The organism is Pseudophaeobacter sp. A-200-2 (assembly GCF_041008815.1).
Classification (GTDB): domain Bacteria; phylum Pseudomonadota; class Alphaproteobacteria; order Rhodobacterales; family Rhodobacteraceae; genus Phycobacter; species Phycobacter gallaeciensis_A.
In genome coordinates, this window is the sequence record NZ_JAXGFU010000002.1 from 362919 (window position 1) to 383673 (window position 20755).

A 20755-nucleotide genomic window follows, 5' to 3' on the forward strand; every position below is an offset into this window, starting at 1 on the left:
GGTGGGGCCGGGGTCAACCGCCGGTCCCGGCAACCCGGGTTTCGCCCGCAACACTGCGGTCTTCGGACATCAGCCGCACCGCCAGGGGGCGCGACAGGTTGCGTTTTTCCGCCAGCGACAGCCGGTCTAGTTGTTCGACGATCCGGGCTGCCGCAGCAAACGAACGATCCATATGGGCCACAAGATAGGGGATCACGTCGGGTTTCGGGGTGATCTGGCGGTCATTGAAGAGCTTCGCCAGAACCACAGCCAACAAGGCATCGTCCGGCGGCTGCAGCTCGGCATGTGTGGCGGCCTGAACACGGCTTTGCAGGTCCGGCAGGCTCAGCCCCCAAAGGTTGGGTGCCGCGCGCCCCGTCATCATCAGGGCAAACCCGTTCGCCAGCACCAAGTTGTGCAGGTGAAACAGGGCCTCCTGGGCGGATTTGTCAGAGGCGATCTGCGGCACGTCCTCCAGGACCACGGGCGCGGTTGCCAGCTCGGGCACCATCGCCTCGGTCAGATCTGCCGCCGATACGATCCGGGCGCCGGACTGGCTGGCCCAGACATGGGCCAAATGCGTCTTTCCCGATCCGGCAGGGCCGGTCAGAACCAGTTTGCCACTGGGCCATGAGAACCCCGGATCCAGCAGCGCCACAGCCATGGCATTCGACGGGGCGACAAAAAAGTCGTCCCGGCCCAAAGCCGTTTTGGCGGGCAGGTCAAAGCTGAGTTGTTGCGCCATATTACTTTTTCGAATCCCGGTGACTCAGTCCCTGGTACAGACGGCTGTGCAGATACTGTCCCGTGAGGAAACGTGCAACTACGCCCAAGGCTGCCGCAACAGGCACGGCAACCAGCATGCCAACAAAGCCAAAAAGCGCACCAAAGACCGACAGGGCCAGCAGCAGCCAGACCGGATGCAGGCCAACGGATCCGCCAACCAGTTTCGGAGTAAGGTAATTGCCCTCGATCACCTGACCCAGTGCAAAAATCCCGGCTACCAGTCCGATCGACCACCATTCGCCCCAGAACTGGAACAGGGCAAGTCCGATAGCCAGAGCGCCGCCCACCAGCGCCCCCAGATAGGGAATGAAGGTGACGAGCCCGGCGATGAACCCCACCGCAAGTCCGAAATTCAGACCAACCAGCATCAGGGCGACAGCGTAGTAAACGCCCAAGATCAGGCAGACCGTGCCCATGCCGCGGATGAAGGAGGCAAGCACATCGTCGATTTCACCGGCCAGATTGCGGATCACTGGCGCATGGTCGAGCGGCAGCAGCGCGTCTATCCGTTCGATCATCCGGTCCCAGTCCAGCAGCAGATAGACCGAGACAACCGGAACGATCACGAAAAGCACCAGCAGGTTGACGACCGAGACGGCCGAGCCGACGAGGGATTCAAATAGCTCGATCCCCTTGCCCTGAAGGGTGCCAGCGATGGAGGCGATGGTTTGCTGCGCGCGGCTACCTTCGGTGAAGATCGACGGGAAGTGTTCCTGCGCAAAGTTGCGCAGATCGCGAAAGGCTTCGGGCAGAACCCGGATCAGATCGCTCAGCTGGTAGATCAGCGTCGGCACCACCACCAGCAGCAGCAGCATGAAGACCAGCATGGCGCCGATAGTAATCACCGCAGTTGCGGCAGTACGGCTGAGGCCCGCGGCCTCTAGCCGGTCGGCAATGGGATCAATCAGATAGGCAATCGCCGCGCCCAGCACAAAGGGTAGCAGCACGTCTCCCAAAGCCCAGAGGACGATTGCGAAAACCACGGCAGCAACGCCCCAGTATTGAAACTGCTTCTTCGCCGGAAGTGCCATATGCCAAGCGCCTCTCTGAGATCTGTTTGCCAATCACCCCAGTCATTGCCCATGCGGTTGCCTCATGCAACAGCCAAGCGGCAAGTGCCGCCAAATGAGTACCGGGTAGGGCAGGGGCGTTTCTGCACGGTCTGCGTCAGTGGATGCGCACGCCCTGACGGGTCAGTTCACCTTGTACGGCGGCAATGTCCACCGCGTGCGGGCTGCAGGCGGATTTGACGGATAGTGCCGCGGCAACGCCCGCGCCCTGACCGGCCACCGCGCAACAGGCCATGTTGCGGGTGGCGGCATGGGCGACCTTGTCGCCGCCGATGGCGCGGCCCGTCACCAGCAGGTTTTCCACCCCTTTGGGCAGCATGGCGCGATAGGGAATCTGCATATAGCGCCCGGTGGTGGGCAGGATCAGGATGCCATAGCCGTCGATGAATTCCGGGTAGATGCCGATGGTGTCTTCGAACCGGCCCTGATTGCGGGTCTCATCCTCGGTCATGTTGTGATGGGCGTCGATCTTGCGGGTGTCACGGATGCCGATGGTCATGCCGAAATTGCGCAGCCGCGCGCCTTCGCAGCCAGGCGTATAGGCCTTCAGCGCATTGATCGCGTGCATGGCCTGCTTGCGTCCTTCGATCTCGAACCGGGTCATGCTGTCCGGGTCGGTGCCGTCGCAGCCTGCCAGATGCACCAGATTCATATAGGTCATCTCACCACTGTCATGAACAGCCCCCCAGGTGCCCCCGATGGTATTGAGATGCGCAGGGATCAGCCCGTCGCGCAGCGCCTGCGCAAAGGGCTTGGCGAGGAAGGGAGAGAACATCTCATCCTCCTTGCCGGAGGTCTCCACCTCCCACTCCCCGGTGGACCAGTCCCTGTAGGTCTGCGGGTCGGCCTTGACCCCTTCCATGAACTTTTGCTTGTCGACACCTGCGATGTGGAACATCACGCTAGCGGCCTGCATTTCCTCGACCGGTGTCTTTATGGTGGGGGCGCCCATCATCTGCGCGATATCGGCGTCTCCTGTCGCATCGATCACTCGTTGCGCCAGGATCGCCTCGCGCCCTGCCTTTGATTCGACGATCACGCCGGTGATCCGGTTGCCTTCGCGGATCGGGGCCACGAACATGCGGTGCAGCATCGGGTGAATGCCTGCTTCCTCGACCAGTCTATCGGCGACCAGTTTGAAGCCTTCGGCGTCCAGTTCGTAAGACAGAGACTGGCTTTCCGGCACGGCAGCATCCATCGCCTTGGCGCGTTCCTCGAATTCCCAGCCGATGCCACCGGCCTCGACCGTCTGCTCGTGCCGGTACCAGGCAAAACCTTCGACGCCGACAGCGGTGATATTGCCGCCAAAGCAGCCGAACCGGTCCAGCAGGGTCACATCGACCCCGCAGCGCGCTGCTGCCAGTGCCGCCGCCAGCCCGCCGGGGCCAGAGCCTACGACAAGCACATCGGTGCGATGCACGACGGGGATTTCCCGGGCGGGTTCGGTAATGGTGTCGCGCATCTGGGCCTCCGCAATAAATTTGAACCAGCATTTACAAAACTGACCAGTGGTTCAAGTGGTTTCCGGGCTAATATCCGGTTTGTCCGCTGCCGCCACTCCAAAGCCCGATTGCCTGAGGCGCGGCGATGGCTTAGACCGCTTGAAAACCCCTTTGAACGAATGAGAGCGACATGCGCCTGTCCCGTTACTTCCTGCCTGTTCTGAAAGAGACGCCTTCAGAGGCCCAGATCGTCAGCCACCGCTACATGCTGCGGGCCGGCATGATCAAACAGTCCGCCGCCGGGATCTATTCCTGGCTGCCGCTGGGCTTCAAGGTTTTGAAGAAAATCGAAGGCATCGTCCATGAGGAACAGATGCGCGCGGGCCATATCCCGGTGCTGATGCCCACCATGCAATCGGCAGACCTGTGGCGCGAAAGCGGCCGCTATGATGCCTATGGCGAAGAAATGCTGCGCATCACCGACCGGCACGAGCGCGATCTGTTGTTCACACCCACCGCCGAAGAGCTGATCACCGATATCTTCCGCAGCCATGTCAGCAGCTACAAGGATCTGCCGCTGACCATGTACCAGATCCAGTGGAAATTCCGCGACGAGATCCGCCCGCGTTTCGGCGTGATGCGGGGACGCGAATTCTACATGAAGGACGGCTATAACTTCGACCTGACCAAGGAAGACGCGCTGCACGCCTATAACCGTCATCTGGTCAGCTACCTGCGTACCTATGAGCGCATGGGGTTGCAGGCGATCCCGATGCGCGCGGACTCTGGCCCCATTGGCGGCGATGACACGCATGAGTTCCTGGTGCTGGCCGACACAGGCGAGAGCGAAGTGTTCTACGACAGCGCGGTGACCGATATCCGCCTTGGCCAGCGCAATATCGACTATGATGATCACGACCAGTGCCGCGCAGTAATGGAAGAATTCACCGCCCTTTATGCCCGGACCGACGAAACCCACGACGCGGCGCTGTTCGACCAGATCCCGGCCGAGCGTCAGCGCAGTGCTCGTGGTATCGAGGTTGGTCAGATCTTCTACTTCGGCACTAAATATTCCGAACCGATGGGGGCAACGGTGCAAGGCCCCGATGGCAAATCCATCCCCGTACACATGGGCAGCCATGGCATCGGTGTTTCCCGTCTGGTCGGCGCGATCATCGAAGCAAGCCACGACGATAAGGGAATCATCTGGCCTGAAGGCGTGACCCCGTTCCACTGCGGTATCGTCAACCTGAAGCAAGGCGATGAAGAAGCCGACGCGGCCTGTGACAAGATCTATGCCGCGCTGACTGCGGTTGGTCTTGACCCGCTGTATGATGACCGCAAGGAACGCGCGGGCGGCAAATTCGCCACCATGGATCTTATCGGTCTGCCCTGGCGTATTACGGTCGGTCCGCGCGGGCTGAAGAACGGCGTGGTGGAACTCACCTCGCGCCGGACTGGCGAAAGCGTGGAACTGCCCCCGGAAGACGCCGTGAAAAAGATCGCCGAGATCTACGCCGAGCACGCCTCGGGCCGCGGCTTCTGAGCGGCGGCGCGCAGAGGGTTGAGGTACTAGGCTGAAACCTCCAAACGCGAGACTGAAATGGAAAAGGGGGGCAGTGATGCCCCCCTTTTTGTATCTATCGCCATTCCTACAGGACGTTGCGCAGCAAACCGAAAAGCTTGCTGCGCTCGCCTGCTTAGAGGAAGTCGAAGTTAGCTGCGCTCAGCTCATCAAAGGTCACACCCTTGATTACCAGCGCATCGCCTTCTCCGAAGTCGAGGATGGTGCGGTTGCCGTGGTCGGTGGCCAGACCGCTCAGATCGTCAAAGCTTTCGACGCCTTCGATGTGCAGCGCGATCGTGTCTTCGTTCGCATCGAAGCCAATGATGCGGTCACGGTCGTAGCCGGTTTGGAACACAAAGAGGTCCGCATCGTGGCCGCCGTTCATGCGGTCACGGCCAGCGCCACCGTCCAGCACGTCGCTGCCCTTGTTGCCTTTCAGGATGTCGCGACCAGCGCCACCGTCCAGAGTGTCGCTACCGCTACCGCCTTTCAGGATGTCGTTACCTTCGCCGCCGGTCAGCATGTCGTTGCCGCTGTTGCCGATCAGGACATCGTTGCCCTCGCCGCCGTCCAGCTCGTCCCAGCCGCCACGGCCGATCAGAACGTCACGGCCACCGGCGCCGTTGACCAGATCATCCACGGAGGAACCACGGAAGAAGTCAAAACCATTGGAGCCTTCGGTCACAGCGTATTCGTTGATGTGGATGTCGGCGATCTGAGCACCCTCACGGGTGAAGTCTGCTGCAACCGCGTCGATGTGTTCGCCAAGCGCGTTGGTGCCGCCCAGGATGTTGCCTTCGCCTTCGGGCAGGAAACCTTCATGCGCGCCGACGACGCCACCTTCGGTGGTGCCGGTGTTGGCAGCCATCTGGCCCAGGAGCGGCACTTCTTCTGCGATCTCGGAGTTCACTTCGGTGCCCGCATCCAGCACGTCGCTGCCTGCGAAGGAGATGTTTTGCTCGCCCATGAAGTGGCCGTTTTCGTCGAACAGTTGCAGCGAGTCTGCGGTGCCGACAAAGGCGTCGTTCGAGGGGATGACCATTGCGGCCAGCGACAGGTGACCGTTGGAGGAACCGTCGACGGAGAATTCTGCGGTTGCGGTTTCGCCCGGTGCCAGAATCGGCGGGGTGCCTGCACCCAGCACTGCGCCGGTTACGGCATCCGCGTCTGCGGCCACAACCGCTTCGTTTGCCGGAGCGAAGTTACCGTCTTCGGCCAGGGCTTCCAGAGCAGCCGATGCAGCTTCGCCGGTGTTGTAGAGGTCAAAGCTGCCGTCGTGGGCGGCGAACCAGAAAGGGGTCGTGTAGGTGCCGCCGTGGGCAGAGGTGTTGGTTGCGACGATGCGAAGATCGGTCATTGAGTTATCCTCAGTTTGAATTGAAGTTTGTGCACTTTCTGGGGGAATTGTGGAGATGCCAAGGGGAGGCTCCCTCACAGTCTCTGACGTCGCTGTGATCCTGGGGGTGAAGTCACGAAATGGTTACTTTGTGGGTAATTAAAATACTGAAAGTAAACGAAAAAGTAACGTTTCAGGTGAAATTTTGACGCCGATGTATTCGGACATATTTGAATATATACAATCGGATGAATCGGCAATTTCTGCAATCTTAAGTAGAATTACGTAAGTGGGGAGCGCGCGTCTCTTGGTGGCTTCCAGAGTGAGGGCAGGGGACCCGCCGTCGCGCGGAACCGTCGCGAGATGGCCAGCCACGAAACCAAAACCGCCTTGGCAATGCAGCCTTGCCTTGACCCTGCACGCCGGACAGCACAGGTTGTCCGCAAATCTCCCGGGCAGGACCACACATGGCCACGACACCTCCGCCGTTTTCACGTTTTGAATGGATGATCGCCTGGCGCTACCTGCGCGCGCGCAGGGCCGAGGGCGGCGTCAGCGTGATGACCTGGATCAGCCTGATCGGGATCACTCTGGCGGTATTTGCGCTGATCGCCACGTTGGCGGTGCGCTCGGGCTTCCGGTCTGAGTTTGTCGGCACCATCCTGGGCGCCAACGCGCATGTGACGCTCTATTCTCATGGGCAGGTCACGGCAGAGGGCAATATCGACCGGACCTTGGAAGACTACGCCGAGATGGCCGCAGCTGCGTCGCAGGTGCCCGGTGTGATCCGCGCCGCGCCGCTGATCAAGGGGCAGGTGATGGCCAACCTGCGCCAGCGCAATGCTGGGGTCGAGGTCTTTGGTATCGCTGCCGCGGATCTGGAGGCCATTCCCGGCGTCGCCCAAAGCGAGGAAAGCCTTGGCGATCTGGAGCGGTTCGGGGATGGCGTGGCGATCGGGTCCGGCGTGGCGCGCGAACTAGGCGTCAGTGTCGGCGACCGGATCAAGCTGATCTCTCCCAACGGGGTCAAGACCCCCTTTGGTACCAGCCCGCGCATCAACGCCTATGAGGTGGTCTATATCTTCACGGCAGGGCGCTATGACATCGACCGCACCCGGCTTTATATGCCGTTTGACGCGGCGCAGGCGTTCTTCAACCGGGAAGGCGTTGCTGACGAGATCGAGGTCATGGTGGCTGACCCGGAAAAGGTCGATCTATTGGTGCTGCCGCTGCTGCGCGCGGCGGGACAGGGGATCGGGGCCTGGACCTGGCGCGATGCCTCGGGTGGGTTCCTGCGCGCGCTGGAGGTGGAGGACAACGTGATGTTCATAATCCTGTCCATTCTGGTGCTGATCGCCACGATGAACATCGTTTCGGGGCTGATCATGCTGGTCAAGAATAAGGGCCGCGATATCGGTATCCTGCGCACCATCGGCCTGAGCGAAGGATCGGTGATGCGGGTGTTCTTCATCTGTGGTGCCTTTACCGGTGTGATTGGAACGCTTTGCGGTGTGGTCTTGGGCTGCCTCTTCGCGATCTATATTGATCAGATCTTCTCCTTCGTGAACTACGCAATGGGCGGCGGGGTCTGGGATCCGTCGATCCGGGGCATCTATGCGCTTCCGGCAGAGCTGAACCTGCCCGATGTGCTCTCGGCCGTTGCCCTGTCGCTTGGCCTGTCCTTCGTGGTGACGATCTTTCCGGCCCGGCGGGCGGCCCGGCTGAACCCGGTGGAGGCCCTGCGCTATGAATGATCAGGTATCGCAGGCAGCCGCATTGGCGCTGGAGCTGAAAGGCATCAGCAAGTCCTATAACCGGGGCAGCACGGCGCAGGTGGATGTGCTGCGGGGCGTCGATCTGTCCCTGAAACCGGGCGAGGTCGTGGCCCTTGTCGCGCCGTCTGGCGCAGGCAAGTCGACCCTTCTGCATATCGCCGGTCTGCTGGATACCCCGGACGAGGGCAGCCTGTGTATCGGCGGGCAGGATGTCACCGGGCTGGGCGAGCGGGCGCGCACCGGTCTGCGGCGTAGCGATGTGGGCTTTATCTACCAGTTCCACCACCTGTTGCCCGAATTCACCGCCGCAGAAAACATCGTCCTGCCGCAACTGGCCAATGGCGCCAGTCAGAAGGCGGCTCGGGCGCGTGCGGCAGAGTTGCTGGATCTTGTCGGCCTTTCGGCCCGCGCCGGGCACCGTCCGGCAGCAATGTCCGGGGGCGAGCAGCAGCGGGTTGCCTTTTGCCGGGCTCTGGCCAACCAGCCGCGTGTGCTGCTGGCGGACGAGCCGACCGGAAATCTGGACCCGAGGACTTCGGATCAGGTTTTTGGCGTCTTGATGGATCTGGTGCGCAGTTCTGGCCTGTCGGCGCTGATTGCGACCCATAACCTTGACCTTGCCGCGCGGATGGACCGGGTTTTGCATCTGGAGGAAGGGGCGGTGGCGGCCGCGCCGCAATAGGCCCGCGCGCACGCGGCCCCGGTTTCTGGGTGCATCTCTGCCGCGGCCGGTTTACGCTGCAAAACCTGCCGGTTACAGTGCCCCTGACTGAGACGGTTGCGGCCAGAACGACAGGAACGATGCCATGAAGACCAAAACGATCCTTTGCATGCTGCCGCTTGTGGCCGGGTTTGCCGTGGCCTGCACCGAAATCGTCAACAGTATGCCTACCGCGCAGGAAGGACAGATTCTGTTCAATCAGAACTGCGCGCTGTGCCATGGCGAAAATGGTGATATCGCCCAGCGTGAGACCACGCTTGATGCGCCCGACCTGCGCAAGATCAACGCGCGCCATGACGGTGCGTTCCCGCGCGCTGCAGTGCTGTCGCAGATCGATGGCTACGGACGCGGCAAGGTCAGCGCCGAATACATGCCGGAATTCGGCGCCCTGCTGGAAGGCGAGCTGATTCCGGTTGAGGTCGAAGGCACCCTGACGCCGACACCGCGCCCGCTGGCCGCGCTGATGACCTACCTCGAAAGCATCCAGGCCGAAGGCTGAGCCGCAGCATATGCCTCAGCTACAGATGCCGCGCAGATCGGCGCCTTTCCAGGGCAGGTAGACGTCGCTCTGGCGGCTTTGCGGCAGGTCCGAAACCGGCATCACATCCTTCAGCATGGCATGCAGACGCTGGGTGCGGGCGCCCTGCGGCGCCAATGCGCGGCAGCAGACGTATTCCTCGACGATGGCGCCTTGTTGTTCATAGCCATAGCTCAGAAAATCGGGGCTCTGGTCCAGTTCGAACAGATAGGGATCGGGGTTGCCGCGATGCTCGGCTGCGGCCCGCAGTGGGGTATATCCGGTGCGGGCCCGGTTCTGCCATTGCCAGACATGGGTCACCTCATGGGCCAGCAGCATCGCCTCCACCAGATACAGGCGCTCGGGGTAGGCGGGCAGGTAATTCTCGGTGTACCAGTCGCGGATATAATAGATCCGGTTGAACAGCGTCACCGCTGCGGGGGAGGATGTGACGATCTCGTCCTTCACTGGCGGCAGGATACGTTCGCGGCAGGCCACGCGCGGGCGCGGTTTGCGGCGGAAGGTGGTCGCGGCCACCGGCGCACCGTCCATGATGCGTACCTTTTCCGGCTTCAGGTCGCTGCCGTGAATGTCCGACAGAAAGGCACGCTCCTGCTGCGTCAGCTCGCGCCCGCAGGATGCGAGGATCAGGGCAATCAGGAAAAGACGCAGGATCATGAGGTCACGCTAGCGCAGCAAGGAAGGGCGGTATAGCCGTTTTGCGCCCGCGCTCAGGCGGCAAAGAAGCTGGCTGTGGCGGTGGCGACCAGTTTGCCGCTGTCCTCTTCGCTCATCTCGGCGCGGGCAAAGACCAGCGCCTTGCCTGCCCGCACCACCTGCGCCCGGCAGAGGATCGCGCTGCCCACCCCGGGGCGCAGGAATTGCGTGTGAAGGTCCGTTGTCGCCAGCGGGCGCACGCCGCCCTGATGAGCAAAGGCCGCCAGCACCATCGAAGTATCGGCCAGCGCCGCCAGCGCCTGTCCCGAGACGATGCCGCCCATGCGCGCCAGGTTCGGCGTCAGCGGCATGCGCAGGGTGGTCTCCTCCGGGCTGGCCGCGGTGACGGTCAGATCCAGCGCCTGCACCCAATCAGCAAAGCCTTCGGCCAGAACGGATTGCAGATCCGCGGCGGTCATGGTGGCGGTCATGTCTGTCTCCCTGTTTTGCGCCGGAGGTTAGCCGCTGACCCGCGCGAAAGCCACGGTGATTTCAGGCAGCCTAGGGAGGAGGGAAGTTAAGATGCACCGCCTGCTGGGTACCTCTTGGGACGTAAGGCGTCAGACGCACGGCCCGCGCCTGGCCTTACATCCAGGGTTCACGCCGGATCCCGAAGGGACAAACAGTCCGGGGGACTGTTTGAGGCGAGAACGGGCGGAGCCCCACGCTTCAACACATGCCCCAAGATACACCGCCTGCAAGGTGGTCCCTTGGGGCGTGAGGCGTCAGCCGCACGGCCCGCGCCTAACCTTCCCCTCGGGAGTTCGTCCCGGACCGCGTAGCGGCAAACAGTGCGGGGCACTGTTTGGGGTAAGAACGGGCGGAGCCCCACGCCGAAACACTTGCCCCAAGAGGCACCGCCTGCTGGGTACCCGTTGGGGCGTGGCGCGTAGCCGCACGGCCCGCGCCTGACCTTCCCCCCGGGAAGGCGCTTTACGCCTCCCCAAGGTCAGGCGCGGTCCTTGGGAAGTGCAAGCTGGCTACATTAGAACTTTCCAATCACCGTCACCGTTGCGTACCAGCAGCGCATCGGTAGGATAGTCTTCTCCGACGATTTTGAAAATTCTAGATACCTCTTTTAAGCTTATGTAATTGCAGTGAGTCTTGCGATCTCGATCTGAGCTGAGAAAAATGCCGTCCAACTGCCCCTTTGCGTCTGTTGAGAACACGAACACATATGAGTGGATGAACTGGTTACAAATGTAGGCTAGGTTGGACGAGGCCTGAATGGGATTGGCCAAATCATAATAATGGTTCGGGGATTTATTGAATATTCTATCGGGGTATTTCTTTGATTCTGCGTGTTCCTGCCTGAGAGGATAGCGTTTTGATCGATAATGCCCTTCGCTAGTGGTTCTCGAAAGTTTGGTTTCGGCCTCTAAGAGTTTTCTGATGGCGTAGAAGCCATTCATTGCAAGGTACTCTAGATTGCCGAGATCATCATCTGACGGATTGGGTGTTTGTGAGAGTTCTGTAATCTTTGTCGAAGCTCGCAATAGCGGCTTTTTCCAATAGCTACTTTCCCAGATCAATTTTGTCTCCTAAACATCCAGCTCCTCCACGAACTTCGCGTTCTCCTGAATATACTGGAACCGCAACTCGGGTTTCTTACCCATCAGACGCTCCACCAGATCGCCGGTCTCGCCCGGTTCGTCCTCGTCGATGGTGACCCGGATCAGCTTGCGGGTCTTGGGGTCCATCGTGGTCTCTTTCAGGTCCTTGGCATCCATTTCACCCAGACCCTTGAAGCGGGAAACATCGATCTTGCCCTTGCCGCCCAGACCCTTTTCCAGCCATTTGTCCCGCTCTGCCTCATCCAGGCAATAGACCCGTTTCGCGCCTTGCGTCAGGCGGAACAGGGGCGGGCAGGCGAGGTAGAGGTGACCGCCATCGATCAGTGGCCGCATCTGGGTGAAGAAGAAGGTCATCAGCAGCGAGGCGATATGCGCGCCGTCGACATCCGCATCGGTCATGATGATGATCTTGTCATAGCGCAGATCATCGAGGTTGAACTTGGTGCCAAGGCCAACCCCCAGCGCCTCGCAAAGGTCACTGATCTCCTGGTTCGAGCCGAGCTTGTTCGAGGCCGCGCCCAGAACGTTCAGGATCTTACCCTTCAGCGGTAGCAGCGCCTGATATTCACGGCTGCGCGCGCCCTTGCCCGAGCCACCGGCCGAGTCGCCCTCCACGATGAAGAGTTCGGTGCCGCGCCGGTCTTTTGACGTGCAATCGGTCAGCTTGCCCGGCAGGCGCAGTTTCTTGGTGGCGCTCTTGCGCTGGGTCTCTTTCTCCTGCTTGCGGCGCAGGCGCTCCTCGGCCCGCAGGATCAGGAAATCGAGGATGGCGCCAGCCGATTTGGTATCGGCGGCCAACCAGTTGTCAAAGTGGTCGCGGACCGAGTTTTCCACCATCTTGCTGGCGCTTTCGGTCGACAGGCGGTCCTTGGTCTGGCCGACGAATGCGGGGTCCGCGATAAAGCAGGAAACCAGCGCGCAGCCCCCGGTCATCAGGTCTTCGCGCGAGATCTGCGTGGCCTTCTTGTTGCCGACCAGCTCGCCATAGGCCTTGATGCCTTTCAGGATCGCGGCCCAGAAACCGGCGACATGGGTGCCGCCTTCAGGGGTGGGGACGGTGTTACAGTAGCTCTGGATGAAGCCGTCGCGGGCGGGCGTCCAGTTGATCGCCCATTCCACATAGCCCGGCTCGCCGAATTTTTCGCGGAACTCCACCTTGCCGCCAAAAGGCGCATCGGCATAGGTCGTGGCCTTACCCAGCACCTCGGAGAGGTAATCCCTGAGCCCGCCGGGGAAGTGGAAGGTCGCCTCGGTCGGGGTTTCACCGTCGTCGATGGCGGATTTCCAGCGGATTTCCACGCCCGAGAAGAGGTAGGCCTTGGAGCGCACCAGCGTCATCAGCCGCTTGGGCTTGAAGCGGTGCGAGCCAAAGATCTGCTCATCCGCGTGGAAGGTGACCGATGTGCCGCGCCGGTTGGGGGCCGCGCCGACCTTTTCCACCGGCCCCTGCGGAATCCCGCGGGAGAAGCGCTGTTCGAACAGCTCCTTGTTCTTGGCCACCTGAACGACCATCAGATCAGACAGGGCGTTCACCACCGAGGAGCCAACCCCGTGCAGGCCGCCCGAGGTCTGATAGGCCTTGCCCGAGAATTTGCCGCCCGCGTGCAGGGTACAGAGGATCACCTCAAGCGCGGATTTGTCGGGAAATTTGGGGTGCGGGTCGATCGGGATGCCGCGGCCGTTGTCGCGGATGGTGACCGAGTAATCGGCGTGCAGCTCTACCTCGATCCGGTTGGCATGGCCGGCGACCGCCTCGTCCATCGAGTTGTCGAGGATCTCGGCCACCATGTGGTGCAGCGCGCGTTCGTCCGTGCCGCCGATATACATGCCGGGCCGCTGGCGGACGGGTTCAAGCCCCTCCAGAACCTCGATCGAGGAGGCGTCATAGGTTTCGGCGTCAGGCGTGCTCAGGAGATCGTTGGCCATCTGTTTCGGGCTGCTCTTGGTTGCTTTTGGTTAAGGGGCATTATGGCAGGTGTCAGCGCCGCGGGGAAGAGGGCGACGGGGCCTGTGGATAACCCTGCGGCGCTGTGCCATGTAAGGAGGCAAATCGCGCGAGAGAGGGGGCGGGCATGAGCAAGGGTGATGGGCTGGACCCAAAGGACTGGACCGCATTCCGTGCCGAGGCGCACCGGATGCTGGAGGCATCGCTGGACCAACTGGAACAGATCCGTGACCGTCCCTGGCAACCGGTTCCCGAAGATCTGCCTGCGCGCTACCGGATAGGGCAGGGCGGTGATCTGGTGGGACGGATCGAACAGGATGTGCTGCCGCATCATGGCGGCAATGTGCATCCCCGGTTTTGGGGCTGGGTGCAGGGCTCTGGGCTGGCTTCCGACCTGATCGCGGGCATGGCGGGCGCGGTGGTCAATGCCAATGTCGGCGGGCGCGATCACGGCGCCGTCTATATGGAGCGCGCTGTGATCGACTGGACCCGCCGCCGGATGGGGATGCCAGAGGGCGCCAGTGGCGTTCTGACCACGGGCACGTCGCAGGCAACGGTGATTGCCTTTCAGGCCGCGCGGGTGCGGGCCTTGCCCGAGGTGCGCCAGACAGGGCAGGGCGCGGTGCGGCTCACGGCCTATGCAGGCGTCGGGGTGCATAATGCGACCCGCAAGGCGCTGGAGCTGATCGGGGTGGGCGCGGAGAACCTGCGGCAGGTGCCACTGGTGGACGGGCAGATGGACCCCGCGGCGCTGGCCGACATGATCGCGGCGGACCGGGAAGCAGGTGCGGTTCCCTTTCTTCTTGTCGGGACTGCTGGCTCTGTGGATCTGGGCCTGTTCGACGATCTGAACGCTCTTGCGGATCTGGCAGCGGATCACGGGCTGTGGCTGCATGTGGACGGGGCCTTTGGCGCCTGGACGCGCATCGCGGCAGAGCCATGGCGCTGCCTCAGCAACGGGATCGGGCGGGCCGACAGTATTGCGCTGGATTTCCACAAATGGATGTATGTGGGCTATGACTGCGGTCTGGTTCTGATCGCGGATGAGGCCGCTCATCGCGCCGCCTTTGCCGCCCGCCCAGCCTATCTGGAGGGCGCCGAGCGCGGGTTGGCAGGCGGCGATCCGTGGTATTGTGACTATGGCATCGATCTGTCACGCGGCAATCGGGGCCTCAAGGTCTGGTGCGCGCTGGAAATGCATGGTGAAGAGGCGTTTGCCGCAGCGATTACCGACAATTGCCGACTTGCGGCTCTGATGGCCGATGAGGTCGAGAAACAGCCGCGCATGGCGCTGGGCGCTGCGGTGGTGTCGAACGTCTGCGTCTTCACCGCGCGGAAGGATCTGCCTGCTGCGGAGCAAACGCGGCTTAATACTGCAATAGCTCAGGACCTGCAGGAAAGCGGTGAGGCTGTGTTTTCCACCACACGCATGGGGGGCCGGGTCCTGCTGCGCGCCGCGCTGACGAACCACCGCACGCGGGACGAGGATATCACTGCGGCCATTGCCGCGGTGGCGCGCCGGGCAGGACTGTCCGATTTGTGATCACTTCGTTTCGGCTTTGCCTCTTTCCCCGGCGCTGCGGTTGGGTAAGCTGCCGCAAAGCAAGAGGAGAGTGCATATGGCGTGGATCAGAACCGTCCCCTTTGACGAGGCCACCGGGAAGCTGAAGAAACTTTATGATCGGGTGACCGGGCCGGGCGGCAATGTCGATAACATCATGATGGTGCACAGCCTGCGCCCGCATTCGATGGAAGGGCATATGGCGATCTACAAGAACGTCCTGCACCATACCGGCAATACCATTCCCAAGTGGTTCTTGGAGGTGCTTGGCGTCTGGGTGTCTTCTCTAAATGACTGCGCCTATTGCGTCGAGCATCACTTTGCCGGCCTGCAGCGCCTGTTGCAGGACGAAGAACGCGGTCTGGCGATCCGGGCGGCGATCGAGGCGCGCGATCCCGAGGCGGCACCGCTGGAGCCTGCGCAGAAGGTTGCGATGGGCTACGCCCGCAAGCTGACCGAGGCGCCTGCCAGCGTCGAGCAATCCGACATTCAGGCGATGCGCAATGCCGGGTTTGACGATGGGGAGATCCTCGAAATCAATCAGGTCACAGCCTATTTTTCCTACGCCAACCGGACCGTTCTGGGGCTTGGCTGCTCGACCGATGGCGATGTGCTGGGGCTCAGCCCCAACAATTCGGAAGATCCGAACGACTGGGGGCACAAGTAAGTCGCGACAAAGGCGCAAGACAGATGCGCCTGCGATTCAGCCCCGAGTCAGACGTTCTGCTCTGACCATGTCTGGATCGCATGGCTCATCTCATCGGGTCTTTGATGGTGCAGCCAGTGATCGCAGCCCTCCAGGGTGATGCGTGCCAGGTTGGGGGCGAAATCCTCAAGCCCCTCGGTCGCTTCGGGCAAAAGGGCGCTGTCATCCGCGCCCCAGATCAGCAGATGCGGCTGGGGAACCTGCAACCGGTTCAGCGGCAGGTCCGGCATTGGGATCGGGCTGCCGGGCTGGGCCAGTTGCAAGGGCGAGGCTCGGTACCAGTTCACCATGCCGCGAAGGCGTCCGGGGCGGGACCATTCCACCTTGTAGGCCTCCAGCCGTTCACCGCTGAGCCAGCTCATATCCATCGGGGCACCAAACAGGGCCAGTAGCTTTTCGAAATCATTGGCCATTAGATCTGCCTCCGATCCGTCGCGCCGCAGGTCCGCGATGTATTGCGAGGCGGCGGCCTGTGGTCCACCGGCAGCCAGCGCCCGCTGGAAGGGCACGGGGTGCACACCATTGGCGATGATCAGCCGCGACACCAGATTGGGTCGGAACATCGCCAGACCATAGGCCACTGCTGCACCCCAGTCGTGTCCCAGCACGGTGACCGGGGCGCCGGTCGTTGGGATCAGAACCGCCATGTCGGCAACCAATCTGGAAGTGGCATAGTCGCCTACGTCCTGCGGCGCCCAGCTTTGGCCATATCCGCGCTGATCCGGTGCGATGCAGTGAAACCTGTGGCACAGGCGTTCGGCCAGTTCCTGCCAGGCGCCGCCATATTCGGGAAACCCGTGCAGCATCAGCAGTGGCGGCAGGGCAGGGTCGCCCCAGCGGCGGACGAAAAAGGCTTTGCCGTTCAGTGTCTCGAAACCTGCCTGCATGCTGATATCCTCCGCGCTATCAAGAACAGGCTGATGCCAGACCGCACAGGGCGCAACGATTTCGTCACGTGACACCCAATTTGCGCCAGTCCTTTGATACAGGTCAGCGCGTTCGCGCAGCAAAGCCGGTAAGCTGGCGGCAAATGTGATTGTAAGGAGTTCCATATGTCCACACCCCCCGCACAGCCAGTTCCCGCAGGGCCAGCCGCCGCGAACACCAGCACCCCCCAGCCAGGCGCTACGCCGCGCCCGCCCGCGCCGGAGGAAATCCGCCGCGCCTTTGAAAGCGGCAAGTACCCCTATGCCCGCAAAATGGCCCGCAAAGCCTATGAAGAAGAGAAGGCAAAGCTGCAGGCGGAGCTTCTGAAGGTGCAGCACTGGGCGCTGGAGACCGGGGAAAAGTTCGTCATGCTGTTCGAAGGGCGTGATGCGGCGGGCAAGGGCGGCACGATCAAACGTTTTACCGAGCACCTGAACCCCCGCCATGCACGCGTCGTGGCGCTGAACAAGCCGACCGACGAAGAGCGCGGGCAATGGTATTTCCAACGCTACCTGCAACACCTGCCCACCAGCGGCGAGATCGTGCTTTATGACCGCTCCTGGTACAATCGCGCCGGGGTCGAGCGGGTGATGGGCTTTTGCGAGCCGAGCGAATATCTGGAGTTCATGCGCCAGACGCCGGATCTGGAACAGATGCTGGTGCGCTCGGGTATCCGGCTTTACAAATACTGGTTCTCGGTGACGCAGGACGAACAGCTGCGCCGGTTCAAATCGCGCGAGACTGATCCGCTGAAACAGTGGAAGCTGTCACCGATCGACAAGGCCTCGCTGGACAAATGGGATGACTATACCGAGGCGAAAGAGGCGATGTTCTTTTACACCGACACCGCAGATGCGCCGTGGACGGTGGTGAAATCCAACTGCAAGAAACGGGCGCGGCTGAACTGCATGCGCCATTTCCTCAGCACGCTGGATTATCCTGGAAAGGACCCTGAAATCGCCACGGCGCCGGATCCGCTAATCATCGGTCAGGCACATCATGTGATCCACCGCTCGGACCATATTCTGGGCAAGGCGCTGCACCCCAATTCCCGGCTGCGCTGACCTTTGCCGATCCGCCTTGGCGCGGCGGGATGCCGTCTTGTTGGGAGCGGGGCTTGCGGCTAAACCAAAGGACATGAAAACGCTGCAAAAACGCCTTACAGGGCCGGTCTTTGCCACCTGCGTCGCTCTTGCGCCTGCTGCTGTGCAGGCGCATCCGCATATCTTTGTGGATACCGGTCTGGCGGTGCAGATTGGCGCGGGCGGAGCGCTTGAGGCGGTCGAGGTCACTTGGGCCTACGACGAATTCTATTCGCTGCTGATTTTCGAGGATCTGGGGCTGGACCCGGATGCGGACGGGGTCCTGACCGACGATGAACTGGCGCGCCTCAAAGGCTTTGATCTCAATTGGAGCGCAGGCTACGACGGGGACACCTACCTGACCCGGAACGACGCGTCGTTGGCCCTGACGGCGCCTGAACACCTGTCGACCGAAGTGGTGGACGGGCGGATCACTACCCGCCACCGGCGCGGACTGAAGGCGCCGGTCCCGGCGGAGGCCGTTGTGATCCGGGCCTATGATCCCACCTATTACACGGCCTATACGGTCAATCAGGGCGTCTCGGTCGGGGCAGGGTGCCGGGCCGAAATCACCGAACCGGATCTCGACCGTGCCTACACGCTGGTCGAAGAGCTGCTGTATGCCATGCCTGCTGATCAGGCCGAGGCCGCCTATCCGGAGGTCGGAGAGGCCTTTGCCGATACAGTGCAGCTGATCTGCGGGGACTGAGATGCGGGCCTTTACAGCACTCGCCGCACTCGCGGTCCTTGTCATTGCCATCTGGCTTTGGGGGTTTGGCGGCGCGCAGGATGTGGCGCGCTGGGCGGCTTCTGGCCAGCGCGAGGCGCAATCGGCGCTGGCGCGGGGCCTGCGGGCGCTGAAGGCCGGTCAACCGGGTGCGCTGATCTCGCTTTTGTCACTCTGTTTCGCTTACGGGTTCTTTCACGCAGCAGGGCCGGGGCACGGGAAGCTGGTGATCGGCGGCTACGGTATGGACCGCTCGGTGGCCATGGGACGGCTGGCGGTGCTGGCGGTGGCCTCCTCGCTGGCGCAGGCAGCGACGGCGGTCGTGCTGGTCGCGGGCGGCCTGACCGTGATGGATTGGGGCCGGGAGCGCATGACCAGCATAGCCGAAGAGGTTCTGGCGCCGCTGTCCTATGGTCTGATCGCGCTGGTTGGTGTGTACCTGTTCCAGCGCGGGGCGCGCCGCCTGATGCGCGCGCGGCGCGGCTTTGCCGAGGCCGGGATGGGTGGGCAGGCTGTCGCCTGTGATCACGGGCATGCGCACAGCCACGACCATGATCACTCAGCAGATGCCTGCCCAAGCTGCGGTCACCGGCATGGTCCGACATTGGAGGAGGCAGCACAGGTTCATGGGCTGCGCGATGCGCTGGCAATCATCGGCGCGGTGGCGCTGCGTCCCTGTACCGGCGCGGTGTTCCTGCTCCTGGTGACATGGCGTATGGATGTGCTGCCTGCGGGGATCGCCGGGGCCTTTGCCATGGGGCTTGGCACGGCCAGTGTGACTGTGGCGGTGGCCATTGCCTCGGTCAGCCTGCGACAGGGCGCACTGGACCGGATGCAGGGGCGCGGCGCGCTGGCGTTGGCAGCGGGGCTGGAACTGCTGGCGGGCGGTGTGATCGCGCTTCTGGCGTTTCAGATCATGCCGCGGGCGATCTGACCTGTCGTGCTGATCAGCCCCGCCAGCCGGTTGCTCCGGCAGCGGGGCTTGGCTTTCTAAGTTACTATTCGCCTTTGGGCAGGGTTTCAAAAGTCAGCCCCTGCGCGGTGCGCGGCGCAAAGCCTTTCCAATAGGTATGACCGGGGCCTTCCTTGCCCGCATCGTCCGTGTCGACGACGCCATCCGCCGCGCGCGGGATCACCTCCAGATACGCGGCTTTGTCCTTGGCGCCTTTCAAGTGCAGATCCATGAAGGCCGTGGCGAAATGCTGTGCGATATTGTTCATCCGGTTGGTGTCCCAGACCGCATCCGCATAGTGTTCAAACGGCACGAAATCGAGCGTTTCCACCGGTTGCCAGCTTTCGATCGGGGCGGGCATCGGGGCGGCGGCATTATGGTTGGCTGCCTCAAAGGTCAGAAGATGCCGGTCGGTGTTGACCATGCCTTCGAAGATCTGCCGCATGGCGGGGTATTTCGACACATCATCGGCGCTGCCTGCCATCATCATCACCGGCTTTTCCACGCCTGCCAGCCCGGTGGCATCCCAGAACCCGGTGTTCATGCCCCAGGGACCGATGGAGATCACCGCCTTGACCCGCTCGTCCACCAGCGCCTTGTGGCTGTCCGATCCGACCAGATGCCGTGACAACAGCCCGGCGGGCGTGCCCCAGCTGTATTCGGTCGAGGCTTGGGTCACGCCCGCCCCGGCAAAGATTAGGGCGCCATAGCCCCCCATGGAATAGCCGATCACGCCGGTCTGCGAGACATCGGTGATGTCGCCCAGCGGGCCATCAAGCGCGGCCATCTGATCGATAACGAACCTCTGGTCGATGGGGCGGTTCAGCAGGGTCGAGCCAAAGGCCGCCTGATCGGAGTAAGTGCTGTCGGTATGGTCGATGGAGACGGTCACATAGCCTTTGGAGGCCAGGTTTTCGCCTAGATGCGACAGCAGGAAGCGGTTGCCGGGATAGCCGTGAGAGATCACCACCAGCGGAAAGCGGGCGCCGGTTGCGGGCTCTGCTGCGCGGGCAGCGTGGCCCTGCAACGTGACTTCGGTCGCGCCATCACGCAGGACGGTGCGATAGCTGCCGCCGGGTTCGGTGCCGGGGGCGGCCGGATACCAGACTTCGACTGTCAGAGGGCGGTCATAGATCGGCTGACTGTCGGCCGTTGTATTAAGGATATCGTGTTGTCCGGGATGGGTGAAGGTCAGCGTCTGTACCCCGATCGGATGGGGTCCAAAGGCCGCCAGTTCGGGCGCATCGGGGCGGATCCGGTCAATCCGGTTTTCGGCCACTGCCGCCGTGCCCGCAGCCAGTCCCGCCGCAAGTCCGATCGCTGCAATCTGTTCGCGCATAATGCTCTCCTGTTGAAACCAATGGCCCCACG

The 20755-nt window shown here is 62.3% G+C and carries 19 protein-coding genes; 9 read left to right on the forward strand and 10 right to left on the reverse strand.

All coding sequences use genetic code 11. From position 1 onward, the window contains the following. Positions 1–13: 13 nt before the first annotated feature. The 3 genes from SM766_RS04350 to SM766_RS04360 all read right to left on the reverse strand — a co-directional run bounded on the left by SM766_RS04350 (position 14) and on the right by SM766_RS04360 (position 3297). On the reverse strand, positions 14–724 hold the full coding sequence (locus SM766_RS04350; RefSeq protein WP_274828376.1) for an HdaA/DnaA family protein: 711 nt from the start codon (positions 722–724) through the stop codon (positions 14–16). Between the two features lies 1 nt (position 725). Then, positions 726–1796 (reverse strand): AI-2E family transporter, encoded by a 1071-nt coding sequence (locus tag SM766_RS04355; protein WP_368947042.1) that lies wholly within the window; start codon positions 1794–1796, stop codon positions 726–728. A 136-nt stretch (positions 1797–1932) separates the two neighbouring features. Next, a complete protein-coding gene (locus SM766_RS04360) occupies positions 1933–3297 on the reverse strand; it encodes an FAD-dependent oxidoreductase (protein ID WP_274867212.1) in 1365 nt (454 codons plus the stop codon). A gap of 170 nt (positions 3298–3467) precedes the next feature. Here SM766_RS04360 and proS point away from each other — a divergent pair, with 170 nt between their 5' ends. Further along, on the forward strand, positions 3468–4823 hold the full coding sequence (proS, locus tag SM766_RS04365) for a proline--tRNA ligase (RefSeq protein WP_368947043.1): 1356 nt from the start codon (positions 3468–3470) through the stop codon (positions 4821–4823). Positions 4824–4977: 154 nt separating this feature from the next. Here the strand turns inward: proS and SM766_RS04370 are convergent, their stop codons facing one another. Beyond that, on the reverse strand, positions 4978–6201 hold the full coding sequence (locus SM766_RS04370) for a spondin domain-containing protein (protein WP_368947044.1): 1224 nt from the start codon (positions 6199–6201) through the stop codon (positions 4978–4980). 446 nt (positions 6202–6647) lie between these two features. On the opposite strand from SM766_RS04370, the gene SM766_RS04375 reads away from it, so the two are divergent. The 3 genes from SM766_RS04375 to SM766_RS04385 all read left to right on the forward strand — a co-directional run bounded on the left by SM766_RS04375 (position 6648) and on the right by SM766_RS04385 (position 9175). Beyond that, complete coding sequence (locus SM766_RS04375; protein WP_368947045.1) at positions 6648–7934, forward strand: lipoprotein-releasing ABC transporter permease subunit; 1287 nt, start codon at positions 6648–6650, stop codon at positions 7932–7934. Next, entirely contained in the window at positions 7927–8637 is a 711-nt protein-coding gene (locus tag SM766_RS04380) for an ABC transporter ATP-binding protein (RefSeq protein ID WP_368947046.1), read from the forward strand. Before SM766_RS04375 ends, SM766_RS04380 begins: the two co-directional genes overlap by 8 nt. Positions 8638–8761: 124 nt before the next feature. Further along, entirely contained in the window at positions 8762–9175 is a 414-nt protein-coding gene (locus SM766_RS04385) for a c-type cytochrome (protein WP_368947047.1), read from the forward strand. Positions 9176–9190: 15 nt separating this feature from the next. Here SM766_RS04385 and SM766_RS04390 read toward each other — a convergent pair whose 3' ends face one another. From SM766_RS04390 to parE, 4 genes are all read right to left on the reverse strand, one after another. Continuing rightward, a complete protein-coding gene (locus SM766_RS04390; RefSeq protein WP_274832522.1) occupies positions 9191–9871 on the reverse strand; it encodes a hypothetical protein in 681 nt (226 codons plus the stop codon). Between the two features lie 53 nt (positions 9872–9924). Further along, complete coding sequence (locus SM766_RS04395; RefSeq protein ID WP_368947048.1) at positions 9925–10341, reverse strand: PaaI family thioesterase; 417 nt, start codon at positions 10339–10341, stop codon at positions 9925–9927. A gap of 549 nt (positions 10342–10890) precedes the next feature. After that, positions 10891–11442: a hypothetical protein gene (locus SM766_RS04400; RefSeq protein ID WP_368947049.1), complete on the reverse strand. Its 552-nt coding sequence runs from the start codon at positions 11440–11442 to the stop codon at positions 10891–10893. A 9-nt stretch (positions 11443–11451) separates the two neighbouring features. After that, complete coding sequence (parE, locus tag SM766_RS04405) at positions 11452–13410, reverse strand: DNA topoisomerase IV subunit B (protein ID WP_274835703.1); 1959 nt, start codon at positions 13408–13410, stop codon at positions 11452–11454. 146 nt (positions 13411–13556) lie between these two features. Between parE and SM766_RS04410 the strand changes: the two genes are divergently transcribed. Both SM766_RS04410 and SM766_RS04415 read left to right on the forward strand, forming a co-directional pair. Further along, on the forward strand, positions 13557–14972 hold the full coding sequence (locus tag SM766_RS04410) for a pyridoxal phosphate-dependent decarboxylase family protein (RefSeq protein WP_368947050.1): 1416 nt from the start codon (positions 13557–13559) through the stop codon (positions 14970–14972). Positions 14973–15048: 76 nt separating this feature from the next. Continuing rightward, positions 15049–15657 carry a carboxymuconolactone decarboxylase family protein gene (locus tag SM766_RS04415; RefSeq protein WP_065270730.1) on the forward strand — a complete coding sequence of 203 codons (609 nt, stop codon included), beginning with the start codon at positions 15049–15051 and terminating at the stop codon, positions 15655–15657. Between the two features lie 47 nt (positions 15658–15704). Here SM766_RS04415 and SM766_RS04420 read toward each other — a convergent pair whose 3' ends face one another. Beyond that, complete coding sequence (locus tag SM766_RS04420) at positions 15705–16583, reverse strand: alpha/beta fold hydrolase (RefSeq protein ID WP_368947051.1); 879 nt, start codon at positions 16581–16583, stop codon at positions 15705–15707. A gap of 165 nt (positions 16584–16748) precedes the next feature. On the opposite strand from SM766_RS04420, the gene ppk2 reads away from it, so the two are divergent. The 3 genes from ppk2 (at position 16749) to SM766_RS04435 (ending at position 19366) form a co-directional block, all read left to right on the forward strand. Further along, complete coding sequence (gene ppk2 / locus SM766_RS04425) at positions 16749–17687, forward strand: polyphosphate kinase 2 (RefSeq protein WP_274828388.1); 939 nt, start codon at positions 16749–16751, stop codon at positions 17685–17687. A gap of 73 nt (positions 17688–17760) precedes the next feature. Next, positions 17761–18414 carry a DUF1007 family protein gene (locus SM766_RS04430; protein WP_368947052.1) on the forward strand — a complete coding sequence of 218 codons (654 nt, stop codon included), beginning with the start codon at positions 17761–17763 and terminating at the stop codon, positions 18412–18414. Between the two features lies 1 nt (position 18415). Beyond that, positions 18416–19366 carry a nickel/cobalt transporter gene (locus SM766_RS04435; RefSeq protein ID WP_368947053.1) on the forward strand — a complete coding sequence of 317 codons (951 nt, stop codon included), beginning with the start codon at positions 18416–18418 and terminating at the stop codon, positions 19364–19366. 64 nt (positions 19367–19430) lie between these two features. Here the strand turns inward: SM766_RS04435 and SM766_RS04440 are convergent, their stop codons facing one another. Next, positions 19431–20723, reverse strand: coding sequence for an alpha/beta hydrolase family protein (locus SM766_RS04440; protein ID WP_368947054.1), 1293 nt, complete (start codon positions 20721–20723; stop codon positions 19431–19433). Positions 20724–20755: the final 32 nt, after the last annotated feature.

Coding starts and splice junctions, on each gene's coding strand:
- SM766_RS04350 (WP_274828376.1), bottom strand. CDS start 724: ATGGCGCAACAACTCAGCTTTGACCTGCCCGCCAAAACGGCTTTGGGC.
- SM766_RS04355 (WP_368947042.1), bottom strand. CDS start 1,796: ATGGCACTTCCGGCGAAGAAGCAGTTTCAATACTGGGGCGTTGCTGCC.
- SM766_RS04360 (WP_274867212.1), bottom strand. CDS start 3,297: ATGCGCGACACCATTACCGAACCCGCCCGGGAAATCCCCGTCGTGCAT.
- proS (WP_368947043.1), top strand. CDS start 3,468: ATGCGCCTGTCCCGTTACTTCCTGCCTGTTCTGAAAGAGACGCCTTCA.
- SM766_RS04370 (WP_368947044.1), bottom strand. CDS start 6,201: ATGACCGATCTTCGCATCGTCGCAACCAACACCTCTGCCCACGGCGGC.
- SM766_RS04375 (WP_368947045.1), top strand. CDS start 6,648: ATGGCCACGACACCTCCGCCGTTTTCACGTTTTGAATGGATGATCGCC.
- SM766_RS04380 (WP_368947046.1), top strand. CDS start 7,927: ATGAATGATCAGGTATCGCAGGCAGCCGCATTGGCGCTGGAGCTGAAA.
- SM766_RS04385 (WP_368947047.1), top strand. CDS start 8,762: ATGAAGACCAAAACGATCCTTTGCATGCTGCCGCTTGTGGCCGGGTTT.
- SM766_RS04390 (WP_274832522.1), bottom strand. CDS start 9,871: ATGATCCTGCGTCTTTTCCTGATTGCCCTGATCCTCGCATCCTGCGGG.
- SM766_RS04395 (WP_368947048.1), bottom strand. CDS start 10,341: ATGACCGCCACCATGACCGCCGCGGATCTGCAATCCGTTCTGGCCGAA.
- parE (WP_274835703.1), bottom strand. CDS start 13,410: ATGGCCAACGATCTCCTGAGCACGCCTGACGCCGAAACCTATGACGCC.
- SM766_RS04410 (WP_368947050.1), top strand. CDS start 13,557: ATGAGCAAGGGTGATGGGCTGGACCCAAAGGACTGGACCGCATTCCGT.
- SM766_RS04415 (WP_065270730.1), top strand. CDS start 15,049: ATGGCGTGGATCAGAACCGTCCCCTTTGACGAGGCCACCGGGAAGCTG.
- SM766_RS04420 (WP_368947051.1), bottom strand. CDS start 16,583: ATGCAGGCAGGTTTCGAGACACTGAACGGCAAAGCCTTTTTCGTCCGC.
- ppk2 (WP_274828388.1), top strand. CDS start 16,749: ATGTCCACACCCCCCGCACAGCCAGTTCCCGCAGGGCCAGCCGCCGCG.
- SM766_RS04430 (WP_368947052.1), top strand. CDS start 17,761: ATGAAAACGCTGCAAAAACGCCTTACAGGGCCGGTCTTTGCCACCTGC.
- SM766_RS04435 (WP_368947053.1), top strand. CDS start 18,416: ATGCGGGCCTTTACAGCACTCGCCGCACTCGCGGTCCTTGTCATTGCC.
- SM766_RS04440 (WP_368947054.1), bottom strand. CDS start 20,723: ATGCGCGAACAGATTGCAGCGATCGGACTTGCGGCGGGACTGGCTGCG.